At 70.7% G+C, this 17,087-nt stretch carries 19 protein-coding genes, 1 tRNA gene and 1 pseudogene; 11 read left to right on the top strand and 10 right to left on the bottom strand.

Annotated elements, in window-relative coordinates; translation table 11 throughout:
• Positions 1-7 precede the first annotated feature (7 nt).
• The 5 genes from DEW08_RS16220 to msrA all read right to left on the bottom strand — a co-directional run bounded on the left by DEW08_RS16220 (position 8) and on the right by msrA (position 4,224).
• Positions 8-2,047 (bottom strand): DNA translocase FtsK, encoded by a 2,040-nt coding sequence (locus DEW08_RS16220; RefSeq protein ID WP_109328837.1) that lies wholly within the window; start codon positions 2,045-2,047, stop codon positions 8-10.
• Positions 2,044-2,565, bottom strand: coding sequence for a PAS domain-containing protein (locus DEW08_RS16215; RefSeq protein WP_109328835.1), 522 nt, complete (start codon positions 2,563-2,565; stop codon positions 2,044-2,046). The genes DEW08_RS16220 and DEW08_RS16215 overlap by 4 nt, the downstream gene beginning before the upstream one ends.
• A 141-nt stretch (positions 2,566-2,706) precedes the next feature.
• Positions 2,707-3,105, bottom strand: a complete 399-nt coding sequence (locus DEW08_RS16210; RefSeq protein WP_109328833.1) for a helix-turn-helix domain-containing protein — start codon at positions 3,103-3,105, stop codon at positions 2,707-2,709.
• Positions 3,106-3,137: 32 nt separating this feature from the next.
• A complete protein-coding gene (locus DEW08_RS16205) occupies positions 3,138-3,479 on the bottom strand; it encodes a hypothetical protein (RefSeq protein ID WP_146214695.1) in 342 nt (113 codons plus the stop codon).
• Between the two features lie 103 nt (positions 3,480-3,582).
• Positions 3,583-4,224: a peptide-methionine (S)-S-oxide reductase MsrA gene (gene msrA / locus DEW08_RS16200; RefSeq protein ID WP_109328829.1), complete on the bottom strand. Its 642-nt coding sequence runs from the start codon at positions 4,222-4,224 to the stop codon at positions 3,583-3,585.
• A gap of 150 nt (positions 4,225-4,374) precedes the next feature.
• Between msrA and DEW08_RS16195 the strand changes: the two genes are divergently transcribed.
• Complete coding sequence (locus DEW08_RS16195) at positions 4,375-4,857, top strand: RNA polymerase sigma factor region1.1 domain-containing protein (RefSeq protein ID WP_109328827.1); 483 nt, start codon at positions 4,375-4,377, stop codon at positions 4,855-4,857.
• Between the two features lie 32 nt (positions 4,858-4,889).
• Here the strand turns inward: DEW08_RS16195 and DEW08_RS16190 are convergent, their stop codons facing one another.
• Together DEW08_RS16190 and DEW08_RS16185 are read right to left on the bottom strand one after the other, a co-directional pair.
• Positions 4,890-5,630, bottom strand: a complete 741-nt coding sequence (locus DEW08_RS16190; RefSeq protein WP_245986325.1) for a TrmH family RNA methyltransferase — start codon at positions 5,628-5,630, stop codon at positions 4,890-4,892.
• Between the two features lie 224 nt (positions 5,631-5,854).
• Positions 5,855-6,418: an HNH endonuclease gene (locus tag DEW08_RS16185; RefSeq protein ID WP_109328822.1), complete on the bottom strand. Its 564-nt coding sequence runs from the start codon at positions 6,416-6,418 to the stop codon at positions 5,855-5,857.
• A 366-nt stretch (positions 6,419-6,784) separates the two neighbouring features.
• Between DEW08_RS16185 and DEW08_RS31235 the strand changes: the two genes are divergently transcribed.
• The 3 genes from DEW08_RS31235 (at position 6,785) to DEW08_RS16175 (ending at position 9,640) form a co-directional block, all read left to right on the top strand.
• Positions 6,785-6,952 carry a hypothetical protein gene (locus DEW08_RS31235; RefSeq protein ID WP_168220377.1) on the top strand — a complete coding sequence of 56 codons (168 nt, stop codon included), beginning with the start codon at positions 6,785-6,787 and terminating at the stop codon, positions 6,950-6,952.
• 61 nt (positions 6,953-7,013) lie between these two features.
• On the top strand, positions 7,014-7,871 hold the full coding sequence (gluQRS, locus tag DEW08_RS16180) for a tRNA glutamyl-Q(34) synthetase GluQRS (RefSeq protein WP_109328820.1): 858 nt from the start codon (positions 7,014-7,016) through the stop codon (positions 7,869-7,871).
• 179 nt (positions 7,872-8,050) lie between these two features.
• Complete coding sequence (locus tag DEW08_RS16175) at positions 8,051-9,640, top strand: hybrid sensor histidine kinase/response regulator (RefSeq protein WP_109328818.1); 1,590 nt, start codon at positions 8,051-8,053, stop codon at positions 9,638-9,640.
• 18 nt (positions 9,641-9,658) lie between these two features.
• On the opposite strand, the pseudogene DEW08_RS16170 reads toward DEW08_RS16175, so the two are convergent.
• Both DEW08_RS16170 and DEW08_RS16165 read right to left on the bottom strand, forming a co-directional pair.
• Positions 9,659-10,184: pseudogene (locus tag DEW08_RS16170) on the bottom strand (demethoxyubiquinone hydroxylase family protein).
• 107 nt (positions 10,185-10,291) lie between these two features.
• Positions 10,292-10,822, bottom strand: a complete 531-nt coding sequence (locus tag DEW08_RS16165) for a disulfide bond formation protein B (protein WP_109328816.1) — start codon at positions 10,820-10,822, stop codon at positions 10,292-10,294.
• Between the two features lie 235 nt (positions 10,823-11,057).
• On the opposite strand from DEW08_RS16165, the gene DEW08_RS16160 reads away from it, so the two are divergent.
• From DEW08_RS16160 to DEW08_RS16130, 7 genes are all read left to right on the top strand, one after another.
• Positions 11,058-11,142 (top strand) — tRNA-Leu (locus tag DEW08_RS16160).
• A 143-nt stretch (positions 11,143-11,285) separates the two neighbouring features.
• On the top strand, positions 11,286-11,693 hold the full coding sequence (locus DEW08_RS16155; protein ID WP_109328814.1) for a winged helix-turn-helix domain-containing protein: 408 nt from the start codon (positions 11,286-11,288) through the stop codon (positions 11,691-11,693).
• Positions 11,694-11,810: 117 nt separating this feature from the next.
• Complete coding sequence (locus tag DEW08_RS16150) at positions 11,811-12,011, top strand: hypothetical protein (RefSeq protein ID WP_109328812.1); 201 nt, start codon at positions 11,811-11,813, stop codon at positions 12,009-12,011.
• A gap of 235 nt (positions 12,012-12,246) precedes the next feature.
• Entirely contained in the window at positions 12,247-12,831 is a 585-nt protein-coding gene (locus DEW08_RS16145; protein ID WP_109328810.1) for a YgjV family protein, read from the top strand.
• Between the two features lie 192 nt (positions 12,832-13,023).
• Complete coding sequence (locus DEW08_RS16140) at positions 13,024-13,602, top strand: YqaA family protein (RefSeq protein ID WP_109328808.1); 579 nt, start codon at positions 13,024-13,026, stop codon at positions 13,600-13,602.
• A 68-nt stretch (positions 13,603-13,670) separates the two neighbouring features.
• Positions 13,671-14,675: an SDR family oxidoreductase gene (locus tag DEW08_RS16135; RefSeq protein ID WP_109328806.1), complete on the top strand. Its 1,005-nt coding sequence runs from the start codon at positions 13,671-13,673 to the stop codon at positions 14,673-14,675.
• A gap of 147 nt (positions 14,676-14,822) precedes the next feature.
• Positions 14,823-16,475, top strand: a complete 1,653-nt coding sequence (locus tag DEW08_RS16130) for a tyrosinase family protein (RefSeq protein WP_109328804.1) — start codon at positions 14,823-14,825, stop codon at positions 16,473-16,475.
• A 61-nt stretch (positions 16,476-16,536) separates the two neighbouring features.
• Here DEW08_RS16130 and DEW08_RS16125 read toward each other — a convergent pair whose 3' ends face one another.
• Positions 16,537-16,902, bottom strand: a complete 366-nt coding sequence (locus tag DEW08_RS16125) for a hypothetical protein (protein WP_109329909.1) — start codon at positions 16,900-16,902, stop codon at positions 16,537-16,539.
• Between the last annotated feature and the right edge of the window lie 185 nt (positions 16,903-17,087).

Below are 17,087 nucleotides of genomic sequence, written 5' to 3'. Positions count from 1 at the left end.
GCTGCCGTTACATGCCCGCGCGCTTGGCCGACAGGCCGGCGGGGGAGAGCAGCACCTCCCGCTTGCCCTGGTGGTTGGCCGGGCCGACGACCCGCTCCTGCTCCATCCGCTCGACCAGCCGCGCGGCCCGGTTGTAGCCGATCTGGAGCTGGCGCTGGATGAAGCTGACCGACACCTTGCCCTCGCGCACCACCAGGTTGACGGCCTGCAGGTAGAGGTCGTCGCCGCTGGAGCCGTTGGCGCCGCCGTCGTCGTCCTCCATGGCGACCGGCTCCTCCTCCTCCTCGGTGATCGCGGTGACGTAGTTCGGGGCGCCCTGCGCCTTGACGAACTGGACGATCTCCTCGACCTCGGCGTCGGAGACGAAGGGGCCGTGGACGCGCATGATGCGGCCGCCGCCCTGCATGTAGAGCATGTCGCCCTGGCCGAGGAGCTGTTCCGCCCCCGCCTCGCCCAGGATGGTGCGGCTGTCGATCTTGCTGGTGACCTGGAAGCTGATGCGGGTCGGGAAGTTGGCCTTGATGGTGCCGGTGATGACGTCGACCGACGGGCGCTGCGTCGCCATGATCAGGTGGATGCCGGCGGCGCGCGCCATCTGGGCGAGGCGCTGGATCGCCGCCTCGATCTCCTTGCCCGCCACCAGCATCAGGTCGGCCATCTCGTCGACGATGACCACGATGTAGGGCAGCGGCGTCGGGTCCTGCGGCGTCAGGTCGAAGACCGACTCCGGCTCGCCCGGCGGGGTGCGGCGCGGCATCTTCTCGCCGGCGGCGATCATCTCCGCCATGCGGGCGTTGTAGCCCTCGATGTTGCGCACGCCGAGCTTGGACATCGCCTCGTAGCGGCTCTCCATCTCGCGCACGGCCCAGCGCAGGGCCACCACCGCCTTCTTGGGGTCGGTCACCACCGGGGTCAGCAGGTGCGGGATGCCGTCATAGACCGACAGCTCCAGCATCTTGGGATCGACCATGATGAAGCGGCAGCGCTCCGGCGGCAGCCGGTAGAGCAGCGACAGGATCATCGTGTTGATCGCCACCGACTTGCCCGAGCCGGTGGTGCCGGCGACCAGCAGGTGCGGCATGCGGGCGAGGTCGGCCACCACCGGCTCGCCGCTGATGTCCTTGCCGAGCGCGATGGCGAGCTGGGCGGTGGAATTGTCGCGGAAGGTCGGGTGGTCGAAGATCTCGCGCAGATAGACCATCTCGCGCACCGGGTTCGGCAGCTCGACGCCGATCACGCTGCGGCCGGGGACGATGGCGATACGCGCGGTCACCACGCTCATCGAGCGGGCGATGTCGTCGGTCAGGTTGATGACGGTGGCCGACTTGGTGCCGGGCGCCGGCTCGAACTCGTAGAGCGTCACCACCGGGCCGGGCCGCACGTCCATGATCTCGCCGCGGACGCGGAAGTTCTTCAGCACCGTCTCCAGCATCCGCGCGTTGCGCGCCAGCACCGTCTCGTCATGCTGCTGCGGCGGGCGCGGCGGCGGGTTCTGCAGCAGGGCGACCGCCGGCAGGGTATAGACGGCCGGATACTCCACCGGCCCCTCCGCCACCGCCGGAGCCGGCACCTGGACATGGGCCGGTACCTGGACGTGGGCCGGCGCGTGGGCGGGAACGGCCGCCGCCGCCACGGCGCCGGGGGAGGGGGGCTGCGTGGTGGCCGGCGCGGGGGCCGGGCCGGCTGCGGGGCCGGCCGCCGGACCGCCCGCCGGCGCCGGGGGGACCGTCGCCGCCGGGGCGGCGGCGGGATGTGCCGCCGGCTCTTCCGTGCCGCGCGCCTCGTAGGCCCACTCGATGCCCGACAGGAAGGCGAAGCCGGCGACCACGGCCAGCGCCTCGTCCGCCAGGTTGGTGGAATAGGCGGTGCCGGCGCGCGGCGTGCCGGGCAGCACCTCGACGTCCCACAGGATGCGGCCGTCGGGGCGCGGGTTGGCGATCAGGTTGAAGGGGCGGCCGTTCAGCGCGCACCACAGGTTGAACTCGTCGGCGGTCACGACGCCCGCCTGGGTCGACGGGGCGGCGAGGTGGGGCGTGCGCGGCGTCATGCCGGGGCTCCGGGAGTCTTGACGGTGGAAGGCGGGACGGGCAGGGGCAGGCGGCCGGCCGGATGCGGGATCACCTTGGCGGCCGGCAGCTCGTAGGCGGCGACCAGCAGCTTGTCGATGGTGGCGCCGTCGCTCGACATCGGCAGGACCAGCCGTTCCCAGCTCCGCTGCCGCCCGCCGAAGTCGGCGGTGTGGATGCGGGCGACCGGCAGCCGCTCCCGCCGCACGGTGTCGTATTCCGGCAGCAGGATGGCGCGCTGCTCCGGCGGCAGGTCGTCCAGCGTCGCGCCCAGGCGCGACTGGCCGAAGGCCGCGGCGAGCGCCTTGCCGTAATAGGAATAGACGAACGCATCGTCTCCGATCACCTCGAAGACGACGATATTGTCCTTCCATGGCCGGAGATCGACCGGGGAGATCGTCTCGGGAGCCGGCGGCTGCCCGTTGACGCATTTGGTGAGCCAGAAATCGAGCAGGCCGCTGAGACTCGGCGTGGCCAGCTCGGTTCTTTCCTTCGTCATGGATGGATCGCGGCGTGGCGGGCGGCGCCCCAACGGGACGTCTGTCCCCGGGAGCTTTCATGAACCGCCGGAACCATACCCGGAAGGGGACGCGCGGCGCAACCGCAAGGGCTTAGCCTGGCCGTCACCGTGACAATGAGGTCACGCGCTCAGGCGAGTCGGCCGGAACTGGTCGCGGATGAAACTCTCCACCCGCTCCGGAAGTTCTCTTTCCTCCCATTCGGCAAGCTCAGTCTCGCCGACGCCAAGGCGGGCAGCGCACTCGCTCCTGCTCTGGCGCAGTTCCTTGCGGAGGAAGCGGAATTCAGGTCCTGTCAGCCTGCTGTTCTTGCTGAGCAGCCGGCAGCGTATCAGTTCGTGGAGCTTTTCGATCTCCACGAACTGAAAATATCCTTCGTATCCCTCTCCGTGCAGGCGGAGTCCCCCCCGTACGAAGATGTTGTCGATGCCGCTCGCCCAGTAATGCCAAAGGTCGCCATCGCAAAACTCGATGACGATGTCGCTGTCACTGATTGGACGGGTCGCGAGCAGCACATGCATAGCGATAACCCTCTTCGACGGTCCTGCTCTTCCTATGGCCGCGGGCGGTCGCGGATATCCTCGACGAACAGGCGGTGATCGTTGCTGAGATAGGTGACGACGGCATGCGACGCCATGTCCCCCTGATCGTAAATCATCTCCACCCGGATCTCGCTCCGGCTGGGGGTAACCTCGAACTTCTCTGCTTCGCCAGACTTCAAAGCATCACCGACTTCGGCTGGATTGAGCTTCAGGTCGAGGATCCTGTGGAGCGACCGGAGCGAAAACACGATCAACCCCCGGTTCGCGCACTGTCGCACGGTTTCGGTCAGGTCTTCAATGGCGTATTCGGCGTCGAAGCGTGTCCCGGGCTGATGATGGATCGGATGCGGCACGGCAACCCCCGTCGCGAGCAAAAACGGCGCGAGAGTGGATATTCCGCGAGCATGGCGCTGTCAATGGTGCCTTTTCAGGGCTTATCTCGCGTCCGTTGCACGACTAACCCGCGCAGGTCACTCCCGTCCCGCCCAGGCCGCAATAGCCGCCGGGATTCTTGGCGAGATACTGCTGGTGGTAGTCCTCGGCGTAGAAAAAGGGCGGGGCCTCGCGGATCTCCGTGGTGATCGGGCCATAGCCGGCCTGCTTCAGCCGGGCCTGGTAGGCGGCGAGGCCGGCCTCGGCGGCGCGCTGCTGATCGGCGCCGTGGGTGTAGAGGGCGGAGCGGTACTGGGTGCCGACGTCGTTGCCCTGGCGCATGCCCTGGGTCGGGTCGTGGGCCTCCCAGAAGACGCGGAGCAGCGTGTCGTAGCCGACGCGCGCGGGGTCGAAGACGACGCGCACCACCTCGGCATGGCCGGTCAGGCCGGAGCAGACCTCCTCATAGGTCGGGTTCGGCGTGTGGCCGCCCTGATAGCCGACGGCGGTCGTCCACACGCCCGGCACCTGCCAGAACTTGCGCTCCGCCCCCCAGAAGCAGCCGAGGCCGAAGTCGGCGACCTGCATCCCCTCCGGGAAGGGCGGTGCCAGGGGATTGCCGGTCACGAAATGCGCCGGCGGCACGGGGATCGGCGTGTCGCGGCCGGGCAGCGCCTCCTCCGGGCTCACCAGCGCCGTGGGCTTGCGCAGGAAATGGCTCAACATTCGCGGCTCCTCCCTCGTCCATCGACCGTGGCTGCGGTCGCGCATCTATCTCGGGTGCGGCGGCGCTCCGGACAAGGCCGGAGCGGGGAACCCCGGCCCCGCCTGCGGCGTATTTAGGGCAAGGAAACCGAACAGCGGGGAGGGCAGACCATGGCCGCCACCACAACCAACGCCGCCACCAACGCCGCCACCAACGCCGCAGACGAGCGGGTCGTCCAGGACCTGATCGACCGCGGCCGGCGCAACGGCAACCGGCTGAGCGTGGAGCAGATGGGCAGCCTGCTGCCGATCGAGACCATGACGCCCGAGGAGGTCGCCGGCATCGTCGAACGGCTGGAAGGCGCCGGCATCGAGGTGGACCTCGACGACTCCCGGCTGAAGCAGCGCCGCGCCGGCGTCCATGGGCATGGCGAGGGGGTGGTCGATCTGGCGAGCCCGGCCGCGCCGGCGGTCTCCGCCCCCGGCGTCGCGCCGTCGCGCCATGGCTGGTCGGACGACGGGGCCGGGCAGAACCGGGCAGCCGTCCACGGCCCGCACGGCGGAGCGCCGACGCTGGGCGAGGGCGGCATGGACCTGTTGCCGATCATCTCGCTGGTCGTCGTCGCCCTGGTGCTGATCATCGCCCTGGGCTGACATGACGGACGGGCCGCGAAACCGCGACGCCCTCAGCCGGCGAGCGCCTGGATGAGGATGGCGGCGGTCGCGGCGACGTTCAGCGATTGCACCCGGCCGCTGCCGGCGATGGTCAGCACCGCCTCGCAGGCCGCGAGCGTGGCCGGGGGCAGCCCGTGCTCCTCGTTGCCCAGCACCACCGCCACCGGCTTGCGCCCCTTGCGCAGCCCGGCGACGTCGATGGTCGGCCGCGACTGGTCCAGCGCGGTGGCGACGATGCGGTGGCTGGCCGACAGCCGCTTCAGAACCGCCGGCAGGTTGGCCGCCTGGTAGATCCGCACCCACTCGAACCCGCCCTCCGCCACGCGGTAGGCGGCCTCGGACGGCAGGGCCTGTCCGGGATGGTCGGACACCACCACCCGCGGCAGGCCGAAGAAGGCGGCGGTGCGCAGGATGGCGCCGAGATTGTGCGGGTTGCCGACCCCGTCGAGGATCAGCAGGGGCTCCGTCCACTCCGCGGCCTTCTCCGGATCGAGGGGCGGGACGGTGCGCGGCGGGATCAGCGCGACCACGCCGCCGTGCAGCACCGTGCCGGCGACCTTCGACAGCTCCTCGGCATCGACCATGCGGTAGGGCTTGCGCGCGGCGGCGAGCTGGCGGCAGGCCTCCGTCAGCTCGGCCTTGAAGCGTTCCTCGAAGAACAGCCGCTCGATGCGCCGCGGGTCATGCTCCAGCAGGGCCTTGACCGCCGGCAGGCCGGCGACGCGGAACAGCTTGCGCGGCTCGTCCCGCATGGGCTCGGCCGCGGCATTGCGGGAGGCGCGGTCGGCGGACCGGGCGGACGGCTGTCCGGTGGACCGGCCGGAAGGGCGGGCGGAGGGACGGCCGGGAGTGCGCGAGGGCGGGCGCCCGCGGGAGGGCATGACGGTCCTGCAGGGTCGTTGCGGTGCTGTCCGGTTTCACCACGAAGCGGCGGCCGGAACCAGTCTTTTCGCACCGCGGCGGGAGGGCGCCCTCGTCAGATCGGGTCCAATTCCGTGTCCCAATAAAGAAAATCCCGCCAACTTTCGTGGAGGAAGTTTGGCGGGAAGGCACGTCCGTTCTCCTGCAGCTCGTAGGCGGTGGGCTGGAAGGGCGGACTGAGGGGGATCATGCCGCAGACGTGGGGCAGCCGGTTGCCCTTGGCGAGATTGCAGGCCGAGCAGGAGGTGACGACGTTCTCCCAGGTCGTGCGACCGCCGCGGGAGCGGGGGACGACATGGTCGAAGGTCAGCTCGTGCGTGGGGAAGGAACGGTCGCAATACTGGCAGGTGAACCGGTCGCGCAGGAACACGTTGAAGCGGGTGAAGGCCGGGCGGCGGGTCGCCGGGATGAATTCCTTCAGCGAAATGACGCTCGGCAGCCGGATCTCGAAACTGGGGGAACGGACGACGCGCTCGTATTCCGAAATGATGTTGACCCGGTCGAGGAAGACGGCCTTCACGGCCTCCTGCCAGGACCACAAGGACAAAGGAAAGTAACTGAGCGGGCGGAAATCCGCGTTCAGCACGAGGGCCGGACAGTGATCGGGTGGTGGAGCCAATGGCCACTCCCTTCTCTTGATCCGTCATGCAGGAGGCCGTCGCCGGCCCCGCCCCGGTGCGGATGCCAGTCATGACCAGGGCGTCATGACTAGGTCTATGGGCTGCCGGGACAGCATATACATAGAGGATGTGGCCGCCGGACTCAACATGCCCGGGTCAATCCCCCGAAAACTTTCACGGTTATGTAACCATTCCACCGATGGCGGATCCCGTCTTCGCCCCGTGGTTGCCGCGGCCCCGGCCGGCTCCCTTGCCGGCCGGTGTGACAAAAGACGTCCACGCCTTGCGCGGTTACACCGCGTTAACCAAGCGGGCCGCATGGTCCTCCCACACGCAATCCGGAGCCTGCGCGACAGGAGCCCGCCATGACCGCCACCATCATCGACCTCGCCCAGAAGCGCCGCGAACGCGAGGAGCGGGAGCGCCAGCGCCGCATCGACGCCTTCGACCGCGAACTGCGCCGCCGGCTTTCCCTCTATCTGGAGGGGGAGGACATCCCGGTGGAGCCGATCAAGGACAACCCGTACATCTGACCCGCATCCGGACCCCGACCGGATCCTGACGCGGCCGGCCCCGACGCGCTATAAGCGGGGCATGAGCACGCTCGTCACCCGCTTCGCGCCCAGCCCGACCGGGCATCTGCATCTCGGCCACGCCCATTCCGCGCTGTTCGGCTGGCGCACCGCCCGGGACGGAGGGGGGCGCTTCCTCCTGCGGATCGAGGACATCGACCCCCGGCGCTGCCGGCCGGAGTTCGAGCGCGACCTGATGGAGGATCTGGCCTGGCTGGGGCTGCAGTGGGAGCAGCCGGTCCGCCGCCAGTCCGACCATCTGGACGACTACCGCGACGCCCTGGAGCGGCTCGGCCGGCTCGGCGTCCTCTATCCCTGCTTCTGCACCCGCAAGGACATCGCCGCGGAGATCGCGCGGGCCGGCCATGCGCCGCACGGGCCGGACGGGCCGCTCTATCCCGGGACCTGCCGCGGCCTCTCCCCCGCCGAGCGGCGGGCGCGGATCGCCGCCGGCCAGCCCTACGCCATCCGCCTCGACGTCGCCGCGGCGCTCGCCCTCACCGGGCCGCTGGCCTGGCACGACCGTGCCCGCGGCCCGCAGCAGGCGACGCCGGGGATCCTGGGCGACACGGTGCTGGCGCGCAAGGACACGCCCACCAGCTATCACCTGAGCGTCACGGTGGACGACCATCTGCAGGGCGTGACGCTGGTCACCCGCGGCGAGGATCTGTTCTTCGCCACCCACCTGCACCGGCTTCTCCAGGCCCTGCTGGGGTTCGACCCGCCCGGCTACCACCATCACGGGCTGCTGCGGAATGCCGCGGGGGAGCGGCTGGCCAAGCGCGACCGGGCGCAGACCCTGCGGTCGATGCGCGAGGCCGGCCTGAGCCCGGCCGAGGTCCGCGCCCTGGCGGGCTTCCCCGACCGGCCTCCGGCATAGGCGCGCTCCGACCGGCCATCCGGCCGATACCTGGGATCTATCCGAAATTGCGTAGTAGCGAGTCGAGCTGGATTGGCGTGAAATGATCCCAATCCGATAAAAGGCGCCGGCTCACTTCCTTTTGGTTGAGATGCGCAAGGCGCGGCGGAGCGGGCCGGGAGGAGGCAGGGAGGCCGATCATGCGCCTGGAGCCGAAGAAGAGACCGGGGTCGATGGGGCGGGACGACCGCCATGCGCCGCCCTGCAGCCCGTCCGCCGACTGGCCGCCGCCCTACGGCCTGCTCGATTCCCTGGGGGTGGCGGCCTTCGTGCTGGATGGCTTCGGCACGATCATGCACGCCAACATGCCGGCCGAGCGGCTGATCGGGCTGCCGCGCGACGGGCTCGCGGGATGTCCGCTGCTCGACTTCGCTCCGGCGCTGGTGGATGCGGCCGACCTCTGCCGCTTGCGCGCCGGCCTCGTGGTCGCCGCGAGCGGCGCCCGCCAGACCATCGAGGCGCGCGGCCGCGGCGGCGGCTACGACCTGACGCTGGCGCCGCTGCCGGACGGCGGCGGGGTGATGGTCACCGCGGTCGATGCCGGGCCGCGCCTGCGGGCGGAGGCGAGGGCCGGCGAGGCGGAGCGGCTGGAGCAGGCCCTGCGCGACGCCAAATGCGAGGCGGAACGGGCGCTGAAGGCCAAGACCCGCTTCCTCGCCGCCGCCAGCCACGACCTGCGCCAGCCGGCCCAGGCGCTGACCCTGTTCGGCGCCATCCTGACCGAGCGGCTGCAGGGCCATCCGCAGCTTCCCATGGTCCTGCGCATGACGGAGGCGGTGGAGGCGCTGCGCGGCCTGCTCGACGGGCTGCTCGACGTGGCGCGGCTCGACGCCGGGGTGGTGGTGCCGAAGCCGGAGCCCTTCCCGCTCTGCGATCTGCTGACCCGGCTCCAGGCCGACTATGCGCCGATCGCCGAGGCCAAGGGGCTGCGGCTGCGCGTCCGGGCGCCGCGGGTCTGGCTGCGCAGCGACGAGGCGCTGCTGGAGCGCGTCCTGCGCAACCTGCTGGACAATGCGCTGAAATACACCGACCGGGGCGGCGTCCTGCTGGCGGCGCGGCGGCGCGGCGGCGCGCTGCGGATCGACGTGCTGGACACCGGGGTCGGGTTGCCGGCCGACCAGATGGACGAGATCTTCGAGGAGTTCGTCCAGCTCGGCAACCAGGAGCGCGACCGCAGCCGCGGCTTCGGCCTCGGTCTGGCGGTGGTGAAGCGGCTGTCGCGGCTGCTCGACCTGCCGGTGTCCGTCCGCTCGCGGCCGGATCGCGGCGCCTGCTTCTCCGTCACCGTGCCGATGCAGGGCGCGCCGGCGCCGGAGGAGGCGGGGAGGGGGGACGCCGCCGCGGCGAGCGCCGGCGGGCTCGTCGTGCTGATCGACGACGACCCGATGGTGCTGCAGAGCATGGGGCTCGTCCTGGAGATGTGGGACTGGACGGTGCTGCCGGCCGCCACCTCGGACGAGGCGGTGGAGGCGGTGCGCAGCGCCGGCCGCCGGCCGGACGTGATCATCGCCGACTACCGCCTGCGCAACGGCTGCACCGGCGTCCAGGCGATCCATGCCCTGGCCGCCGCCATGGGGGCGGCGGTGCCGGCGATCCTGCTGACCGGCGACACCAGCCCGGAGCGCATCCGCGAGGCGCGGGAGAGCGGCTTCGTCATGCTGCACAAGCCGGTGACCGTCGGCGACCTGTCGGCGGCGCTGGCGGAGGCGAGGCGGTCCGCCGCACCCTGAGAGCGCCGGTCGCTCCCGTCAGACCCGCTCGGCGAGCCAGATGGCGGCGCGGGTGCCGGCCTTGATGGCGGCGCTCAGCACCGGATAGGCGGCGGCCTGCTCCGCCCCGTGGGCGAGCCCGATGTCGCGGTGCTCCACCTCCTCCGCCTGGAAGCGCAGGATGTGCTCCTTCAGCGACTCCTCCTCCGGGCCGAGATGGGCGAGCTGCGCCTCGTAATGGCCGTCGATCACCTCCTCGACGGCGACCGTGCAGGCCATCGCCGCCCGCCCCCATCACCGCGGTGGCGGCGCCCAGCAGGAAGCCGGCGACGTGCCAGAAGGGCTGCAGCGCCGTCGGGCGGACCTTGCGCGCGGCGAGCTGCCCTTCGAAATAGCGCAGATGCTCCAGCTCCTGGTCGGCCATGTGGCGCAGCATCCTGCCGTGCCGGCCGCGGCCCATCACCGCGATCTGGCCCTCGTAGATGCGCTTGGCGCCGTACTCCCCGGCATGGTCGACGCGGACGATGCGGGCCAGCCGCTCCTTCGGCCGCGGGTCGCCGGGCAGGGCGCCGGGCTTGCGGGCGTTGGGGCGGGCTTCGGGGTGGGAAAAGCGGCGGTGCTCATGGCGGGCGGGGACCTTCGGGCAAGCTCTGCGGAGAAACCGGGATTTCGTCAGAGAGATTGGGGCGCCGCCGGCGTCCGGCGATAGGCCGCCCGCGCCGACAGGAAGGCGAAGGCCGACAGGCACAGCGACAGCACCACGTTGTAGCCCGCCATGGAGATGCCGAACAACGACCAGGCCACCTCGTCGCAGCGCACCACCGGGGCGGCCATCACCTGGGCGCGGAGCTGGTCGAGCGACATCGGCCGCGCGGAGAAGCTGCTGCCGCAGGCGGCGGTGCCGGCCCACCAGTGCTGCTCCACCCCCACATGGTAGAAGGCGATGCCCGCCCCGGCGAGCAGGGCCAGCCCGCTGACCACCAGCAGCGCGTCGCCCAGCCCCTTCCACGCGCGGAAGAGCAGCGTGACGATCCCCAGCAGGATCACCGCGACATAGGGCACGCGCTGGATCAGGCACAGCTCGCAGGGCTGGTAGCCCAGCACGAACTGGAAGAACAGGGCGGCGGCCAGCACGCCCGCGCCGGCGAGCGCCAGCAGGATCGCCGGCAGCCGCGGATCGTCGAGGGGAAGACGGGTCATCATGGCCGGGGACTCTAGCGTGACGGCGCGCCGCGACAAAACACTTTGTCCGCGGCTCCGGGGCGCGGCCCCCGCAGCGCGTTCTCATGCGCGCGGCGCCTCCGCCGGGCGGGATCAAAAGGCTTTACGAACGGGCGCCGCGGGTGTTAGACGGAGCATCCGGACGGGACCGGTTCGGTTTCCGTCATGCGCTGCGCGCCATCCGACGATGCGAGGTCGGCGGGCAGGCAGCCGGGACGCGGGCGTGGTGAAATTGGTAGACGCGCCGGACTCAAAATCCGGTTCCGCAAGGAGTGTCGGTTCGAGTCCGACCGCCCGCACCACTTCGTTCCGGCGAGCCCCTCCCGGCAAACCCCCTATGTCCGACGGGACATCCGGGCAATTCCCCCCTCTCGCACCGTCCCTCTTGTCCTGTATCCTTGACGCCCCGTCGCTGGACGGGCTGAGCGACGAGCCGGGGGCAAGCATGACATCCGATATCCGTGTGCGGTTCCTTCATCCGACCGGCGCCATTGGACCCGGCAAGGTCGCCCTGCTGGAGGCGATCCACCGGACCGGGTCGATCTCCGGTGCCGCGCGGTCGCTCGACATGACCTTCCGACGCGCCTGGTTCCTGGTGGAGACGATGAACACCGCCTTCCTCGAACCGGTGGTGCGCACCAGCGTCGGCGGTCGCGAGGGCGGCGGGGCCGGCCTGACGCCGCTGGGGCAGGAGGTGGTCAGCCGCTTCCGCCTGATGGAGGAGGAGGCGCGCAAGGCCGCCGCACCGCACCTCGCCTGGCTCGACAGCATGCTGTGCCCGGCCGATCCCGCCGCCGCCGCATCCGGCGGGGAGGCCGGCGAAAGCAACGGCGGCGACCAGGACCACGACTGAGGCCACGGCCGAGCGGCGGGGGGACGGCCGGGGCGGGGAACCGTCCGGCGGCGGTCATGTTGCCAGGGGACCACCCCAACCATCCGGCCCGACCAACCGGCCGGCGGAGGACCCCCGATGGACCAGGACAAGACGCAGCCTCGCGACCAGGGTTCCAAGGACGGCGCCGGGCCGCCTCCCGACCGGCGCGGCAGGGACACGCCCTTCTGCGACGAATTCAGCGGCGGCGGCGGCTCCGCGCCGGATACGCGCGACCGCGGTTTGCCCGGCGGATCGCGTGAGGGCGACTGCGATCCCCTCGGCCGGGGCGAGCCGTAGCCGTCCGCCGGGAGAGGGCCGACCGGAAGGTCCGGCCCCCGCCCGGCGCCCCCGCTTTTCCTTCCATGCGCGCGGTGCAGCACAGGCTTCCGGGAAGCGCTCTGGCGCAGGCCTGGGCAGGGGCGTACATCAGGGACGGTGTTGCCGACTGGCAGCACCGTTGCCCCAAAACGACAGATGAGACCTCGGTACCCGACGTCCGCCCCGGACGGCCGGAACGCCGGAATATCGACCGATGCTCCCCTCCTGGATGACTCTTTCGGCGGCCGACGCGCTGGGCGCGGCCGCGTTCGTCGGCTCCTGCCTGTGGCCGATGCTGAAGAACCGCCGTGCGCTGCTGATCGGGCAGGCGCTGGCCAACGTGCTGTTCATCGCGCATTTCATGCTGCTCGGCGCCTATACCGCCGCGGCGCTCTGCGGGCTGGTCGTCACGCAGGCGCTGGGCGCCCTGCCGGAGCGGCGCGGCCTGCTGCAGAAGGCGCTGTTCACCGCGACGGTGCCGGGCATCGCGCTGATCGCCTGGAGCACCTGGGCCGGCCTGCCGTCCGCCCTGTCGAGCCTCGGCATCAGCTTCTCCACGGCGGCGCGCTGGCAGTCGGACACCACGCGCATGCGCTGGCTGCTGCTGGCGGCGGGCGTCTTCTGGGTGTCGCACAACGCGCTGGTGATGTCGCCCTTCGCCATGGCCGCCGACGGCATGGCCGCGGTCGCCAACGTCGCCCGCCTGATCGCCGGCCGGCGCAAGGGCGCCCCGGCCGCCGACCCGGTCCCCGCCGCCGTCAACGTCAGCGTTCCGGAAAAGCAGCTCGCCGCCGCCTGATGCGGTCCGCCGCCATCCGCTCATCCGAATGCGTCTAACCCGATCGCGGCCGCTCCACCCTCGTGCGGGGGCGGCCGAATTGGGGCTGGCGCGGGGCCGGTGCCCTGGATACAAGGGGCGGCATGAGCCGGGCCGGCCCGTCCCTTCCGGGGCGGCGGCCCGGCCGTTCCCCTTTGCGAGGCGGTCCCGCGCATGCTGAAGCGCCTGTATGACTGGACGATGGAGAAGGCCGCGTCCCGCAACGCCACCCACTGGCTGGCGGGCGTGTCCTTCGCCGAAAGCTCCTTCTTCCCGATCCCGCCGGACCTGCTGCTGGTGCCGATGGTCCTGGCCAACCGCAAGGCGGCCTGGAAGCTGGCGGCGATCTGCACGCTGGCCTCGGTGGTCGGCGGCATCGCCGGCTACATGATCGGCTATTTCCTCTACGAGACCATCGGCCGCTGGGTGATCGAGTTCTATCACCTGACCGACAAGTTCGAGGCGATGCGCCAGACCTTCGTCGAGTACGGGGCGGAGATCCTGATCATCAAGGGCATGACGCCCATCCCGTACAAGCTGCTGACCATCACCGCCGGCGTGGCGCGGCTGGATCTGTGGGTCTTCATCGGGGCGTCGATCCTGTCGCGCGCGATGCGCTTCTTCCTGGTCGCGGCCCTGCTCTACTGGTTCGGCGAGCCGATCCGCAACTTCATCGAAAAGCGCCTGACGCTGGTGACCAGCGCCTTCGCGGTGGCGCTGATCGGCGGCTTCCTGGTCGTCAAGCTGCTCTAGCCGCCGCAACACCCTCCGCCCCCTCCTGTTGAGGCTGCCGATACAGCGTCAGCCGGAGGGGAACAGGAATGCGGGACCTGCACGGAGCCGCCGTCGTGGTGGCCGGAGCGTCGAGCGGGATCGGACGGGCCACCGCGCTGGCCTTCGCACGGCAGGGCGCCCGGCTGGCGCTCGCCTCCCGCCGGGAGGAACTGCTGGAGGAGGTGGCGGAGGAATGCCGCGGCCTCGGCGCCGTCGCCGTCGCCGTCCCCACCGACGTCACCGATCCCGAGGCGGTGAAGCGTCTCGCCGACCGCGCGGTGGAGGAGTTCGGCGCCATCGACGTCTGGATCGCCAACGCCGGGGTCGGCGCGGTCGGCCGCTTCGACGACACGCCGATCGAAGCGCACCGCCGGGTGATCGAGACCAATCTCCTCGGGCCGCTCTACGGTGCCCACGCCGTGCTTCCCCTGTTCCGCCGCCAGGGGCAGGGGACCTTCATCGCCACCGTCTCGGTCGGGGCCTGGGCGCCGGCGCCCTACGCCGCGGCCTATGCCGCCAGCAAGTTCGGGCTGGACGGGCTGCTGGAGAGCCTGCGGGCCGAGCTGGTGGACAGCCCGGACCTGCATGTGTGCGGCGTCTATCCCTCCTTCACCGATACGCCGGGCATGAGCCACGGCGCCAACTACACCGGGCACGAGCTGTCGCCGGAAAGCCCCTTCTACGACGATCCCGACGACGTGGCGGAGACGATGGTGGCGGTGGCCCGCCGGCCGCGCGCCCGCGCCATGGTCGGGGCGCTGACCCCGCTGACCCGCCTCGGCCACGCGGTGGCGCCGCGGCTGGTCGAGATGGTGGCGGGCTATGGCGCCCACCGCCATTTCGAACGCCAGCCGCCGGCCCCGGCCAGCGACGGCAACCTGTTCCGCCCGGTGGAGGAGGGGCGGGGGGTCACCGGCGGCTTCCGCACCCCGGCGCCCGACTGGATCTCCCCGGTGCTGATGGCCGGCATGGCGGTCGCCGCCGCCGCGGCCTACCGCAGCCTGGGACGCGGTCCGCGGCGGGACGCCGGGCGCGGCATGCGCCGCCACTGAGCGCCGCCGGTCCGTCTCCCCCGCCCGCCTGCATTCGCGTGCATGGGCGGACCGCCATGCATTCGTATGGTTGTGTTAACTGTATTATTATCGCCTATGGAGGGTGTAATCTTCCTTATCATTCTTCCGTGATAAGGAAAAAAGCATATGAAGAAGACGGTTGGGTTATCGGGCACGCGCCGCGATCTCCTGAAGTCGGGAGCCGCGGCGATCGGTCTGGCGGCGGTCGGCCTGCCGGTCCGCGAGGCGGGGGCGGCCTCCATTCTCCGCCCGGACGTGGAGACGGCGTCCGGCCAGGCGATGCTGCACATCTACGAGAACGCCGTCCGGATCATGAAGGATCCGAAGATCAACACCCCGCCGCAGCCGCACAGCTGGACGTTCCAGGCCTATATCCACGCGCTTCCGGTGGATCCGAAGGATCCGAACTCCGACGGCTATACGAACGGCTCGCCGGAGTTCAAGCAGAAGATCGACCAGATCTACGGCGTCAACCCGCCGGAGCCGGTGGCGTCCTGGAAGAAGGCGGCGCTGGCCTGCTGGTCCACCTGCCCGCACGGCAGCCCCTATTTCCTGCCCTGGCACCGCTGGTACATGTACTACTTCGAGCAGGTGATCCGCCGGGTCAGCGGCCAGAAGGACTTCCTGCTGCCCTACTGGGCCTACGGCTCCAGCCCGACCAAGTCGCTGCAGCTTCCCAAGGCCTTCCAGGACAAGGCGAGCCCGCTCTACGAGACGATCCGCGGCAAGGGCTTCACCAACCCGCTGAACCTCACCTCCCAGACCCAGCCGATGAACGAGAACGGCTATCTCGGCTATCCGCTGGTCGACTACACGGGCACGCTCGTCACCTCCCAGTACTATCCGGCCGATACCGGGGCGAAGCTGTATTTCCCGCCCTCCTCGGGCTGGTACCAGTACGGCTATACCGGCCGGACCGAGACGCAGCCGCACGACAACGTGCATGACGGCGTGGGCGGCCTGATGGGCAACGTGCCGACCGCGGCGCAGGACCCGATCTTCTACCTGCACCACTGCCAGATCGACCATCTCTGGGCCTCCTGGCAGAACATCTACGGCTACGACACCATCAACTTCGCCACCGGCACCGGCACCGACGCCCAGCCGACGCAGGCGCAGTGGAACGCCCAGGTCGCCTATTTCGTCGACGGGGCCGGCCGGCTGGTGAAGGTCGGCTATCAGAAGGTTCTCGACTACCGCGCGCTGGGCTACGGCTACGACTCCTACGTGCCGAACCCGGAGGGCAAGCCGGTCGCCGAGGCGGCGGCCAAGGTCACGCTGGCCGCCGCCAGCACCGCCGCCGGCCAGACCACCCTGTCGGCCAAGCCGGACGTCGAGGTCGGCTCCGGCGGCGCGACCCTGACGCTGACGCCGCCGAACGCCGATGCCAAGGCGCTGACCGCGACGCAGGCGCAGCCGAAGACCCTGCACCTGAAGAACCTGCGCCTGCGCAAGCGTCCGCCGGCGCCGCTCTACGTCTTCCTGAACCTGCCGGCCAACACCCCGGCCGAGGTCGGCGGCCCCTACTACCTGGGTCCGGTCAGCCAGTTCAAGCTGAAGAGCGGCGGCGGGGCCAGCCACGCCGGCCATTCCGGCCACGGCGGGCATGGCGTGGAGTCGGCCTCCTTCGCCTATGACGTGGAGACGATCCTGCAGCAGCAGCGCCAGAAGGGCCTGTGGTCGGGCGGCCCGGTCACCGTGACCATCGCGCCGGCCGGGCAGGTCGGCGGGGCCGGCGATCCCGCCCTGTCGATCGGCAGCGTCGAACTGAGCAACTGACGCGTCCCCCGGGCCGGGCCGGAGGCGGGCGGCATCCCGTCTCCGGCCTCGGCCCCGGCGGCTACAGACCCTTCCAGGCCTTCAGATAGTCGATCAGCCGGCGCTCGTAGTAGGGCTGGGGCTGCTGGTAGCGGGCGACGAGGCCGACCTGCTCGTCCATCTTGACGACCAGCCCGCGGCAGGAGACGTCCACCGCCTCCCCGGCGATCTCGAAGACGAGGCGGAAGTCGAACACCTGCTTGGCGATCAGGTCGCCGTCATAGGGACGGATGCGGAAGGAGCCGAGGGCGAATTCCTCCGGCACATATTCATGCCGGTCGATCACCACGGTCGGCGGGCCGGCCGGCCGGTCCTTCTGCTGAGACGGGCTGCCCTTGGAGGAGCCGGGGGCCTTGTTTCCCCCACCGAAGATCGACAGCCATGACATGAAGGCGCGCATCCTTTCCGCATGGCTCCGGCCCGTCCTCCCCGCAGCAGGGACCGAAGAACCGACGCCAGGATTGCAGTTTCTCGAGTATCTGGTTTAGCAACCGTTAAACACCTGTACATCCGGTGACTGAAATCCGGCGCGCCGGGTCGCCGCCAGATGCGGCATTACCGGCGGCCGCATGG

The sequence above is a fragment of the Azospirillum thermophilum genome (assembly GCF_003130795.1).
Taxonomy (GTDB): Bacteria; Pseudomonadota; Alphaproteobacteria; order Azospirillales; family Azospirillaceae; genus Azospirillum; species Azospirillum thermophilum.
This window is presented reverse-complemented; position numbering and strand designations above follow the sequence as displayed.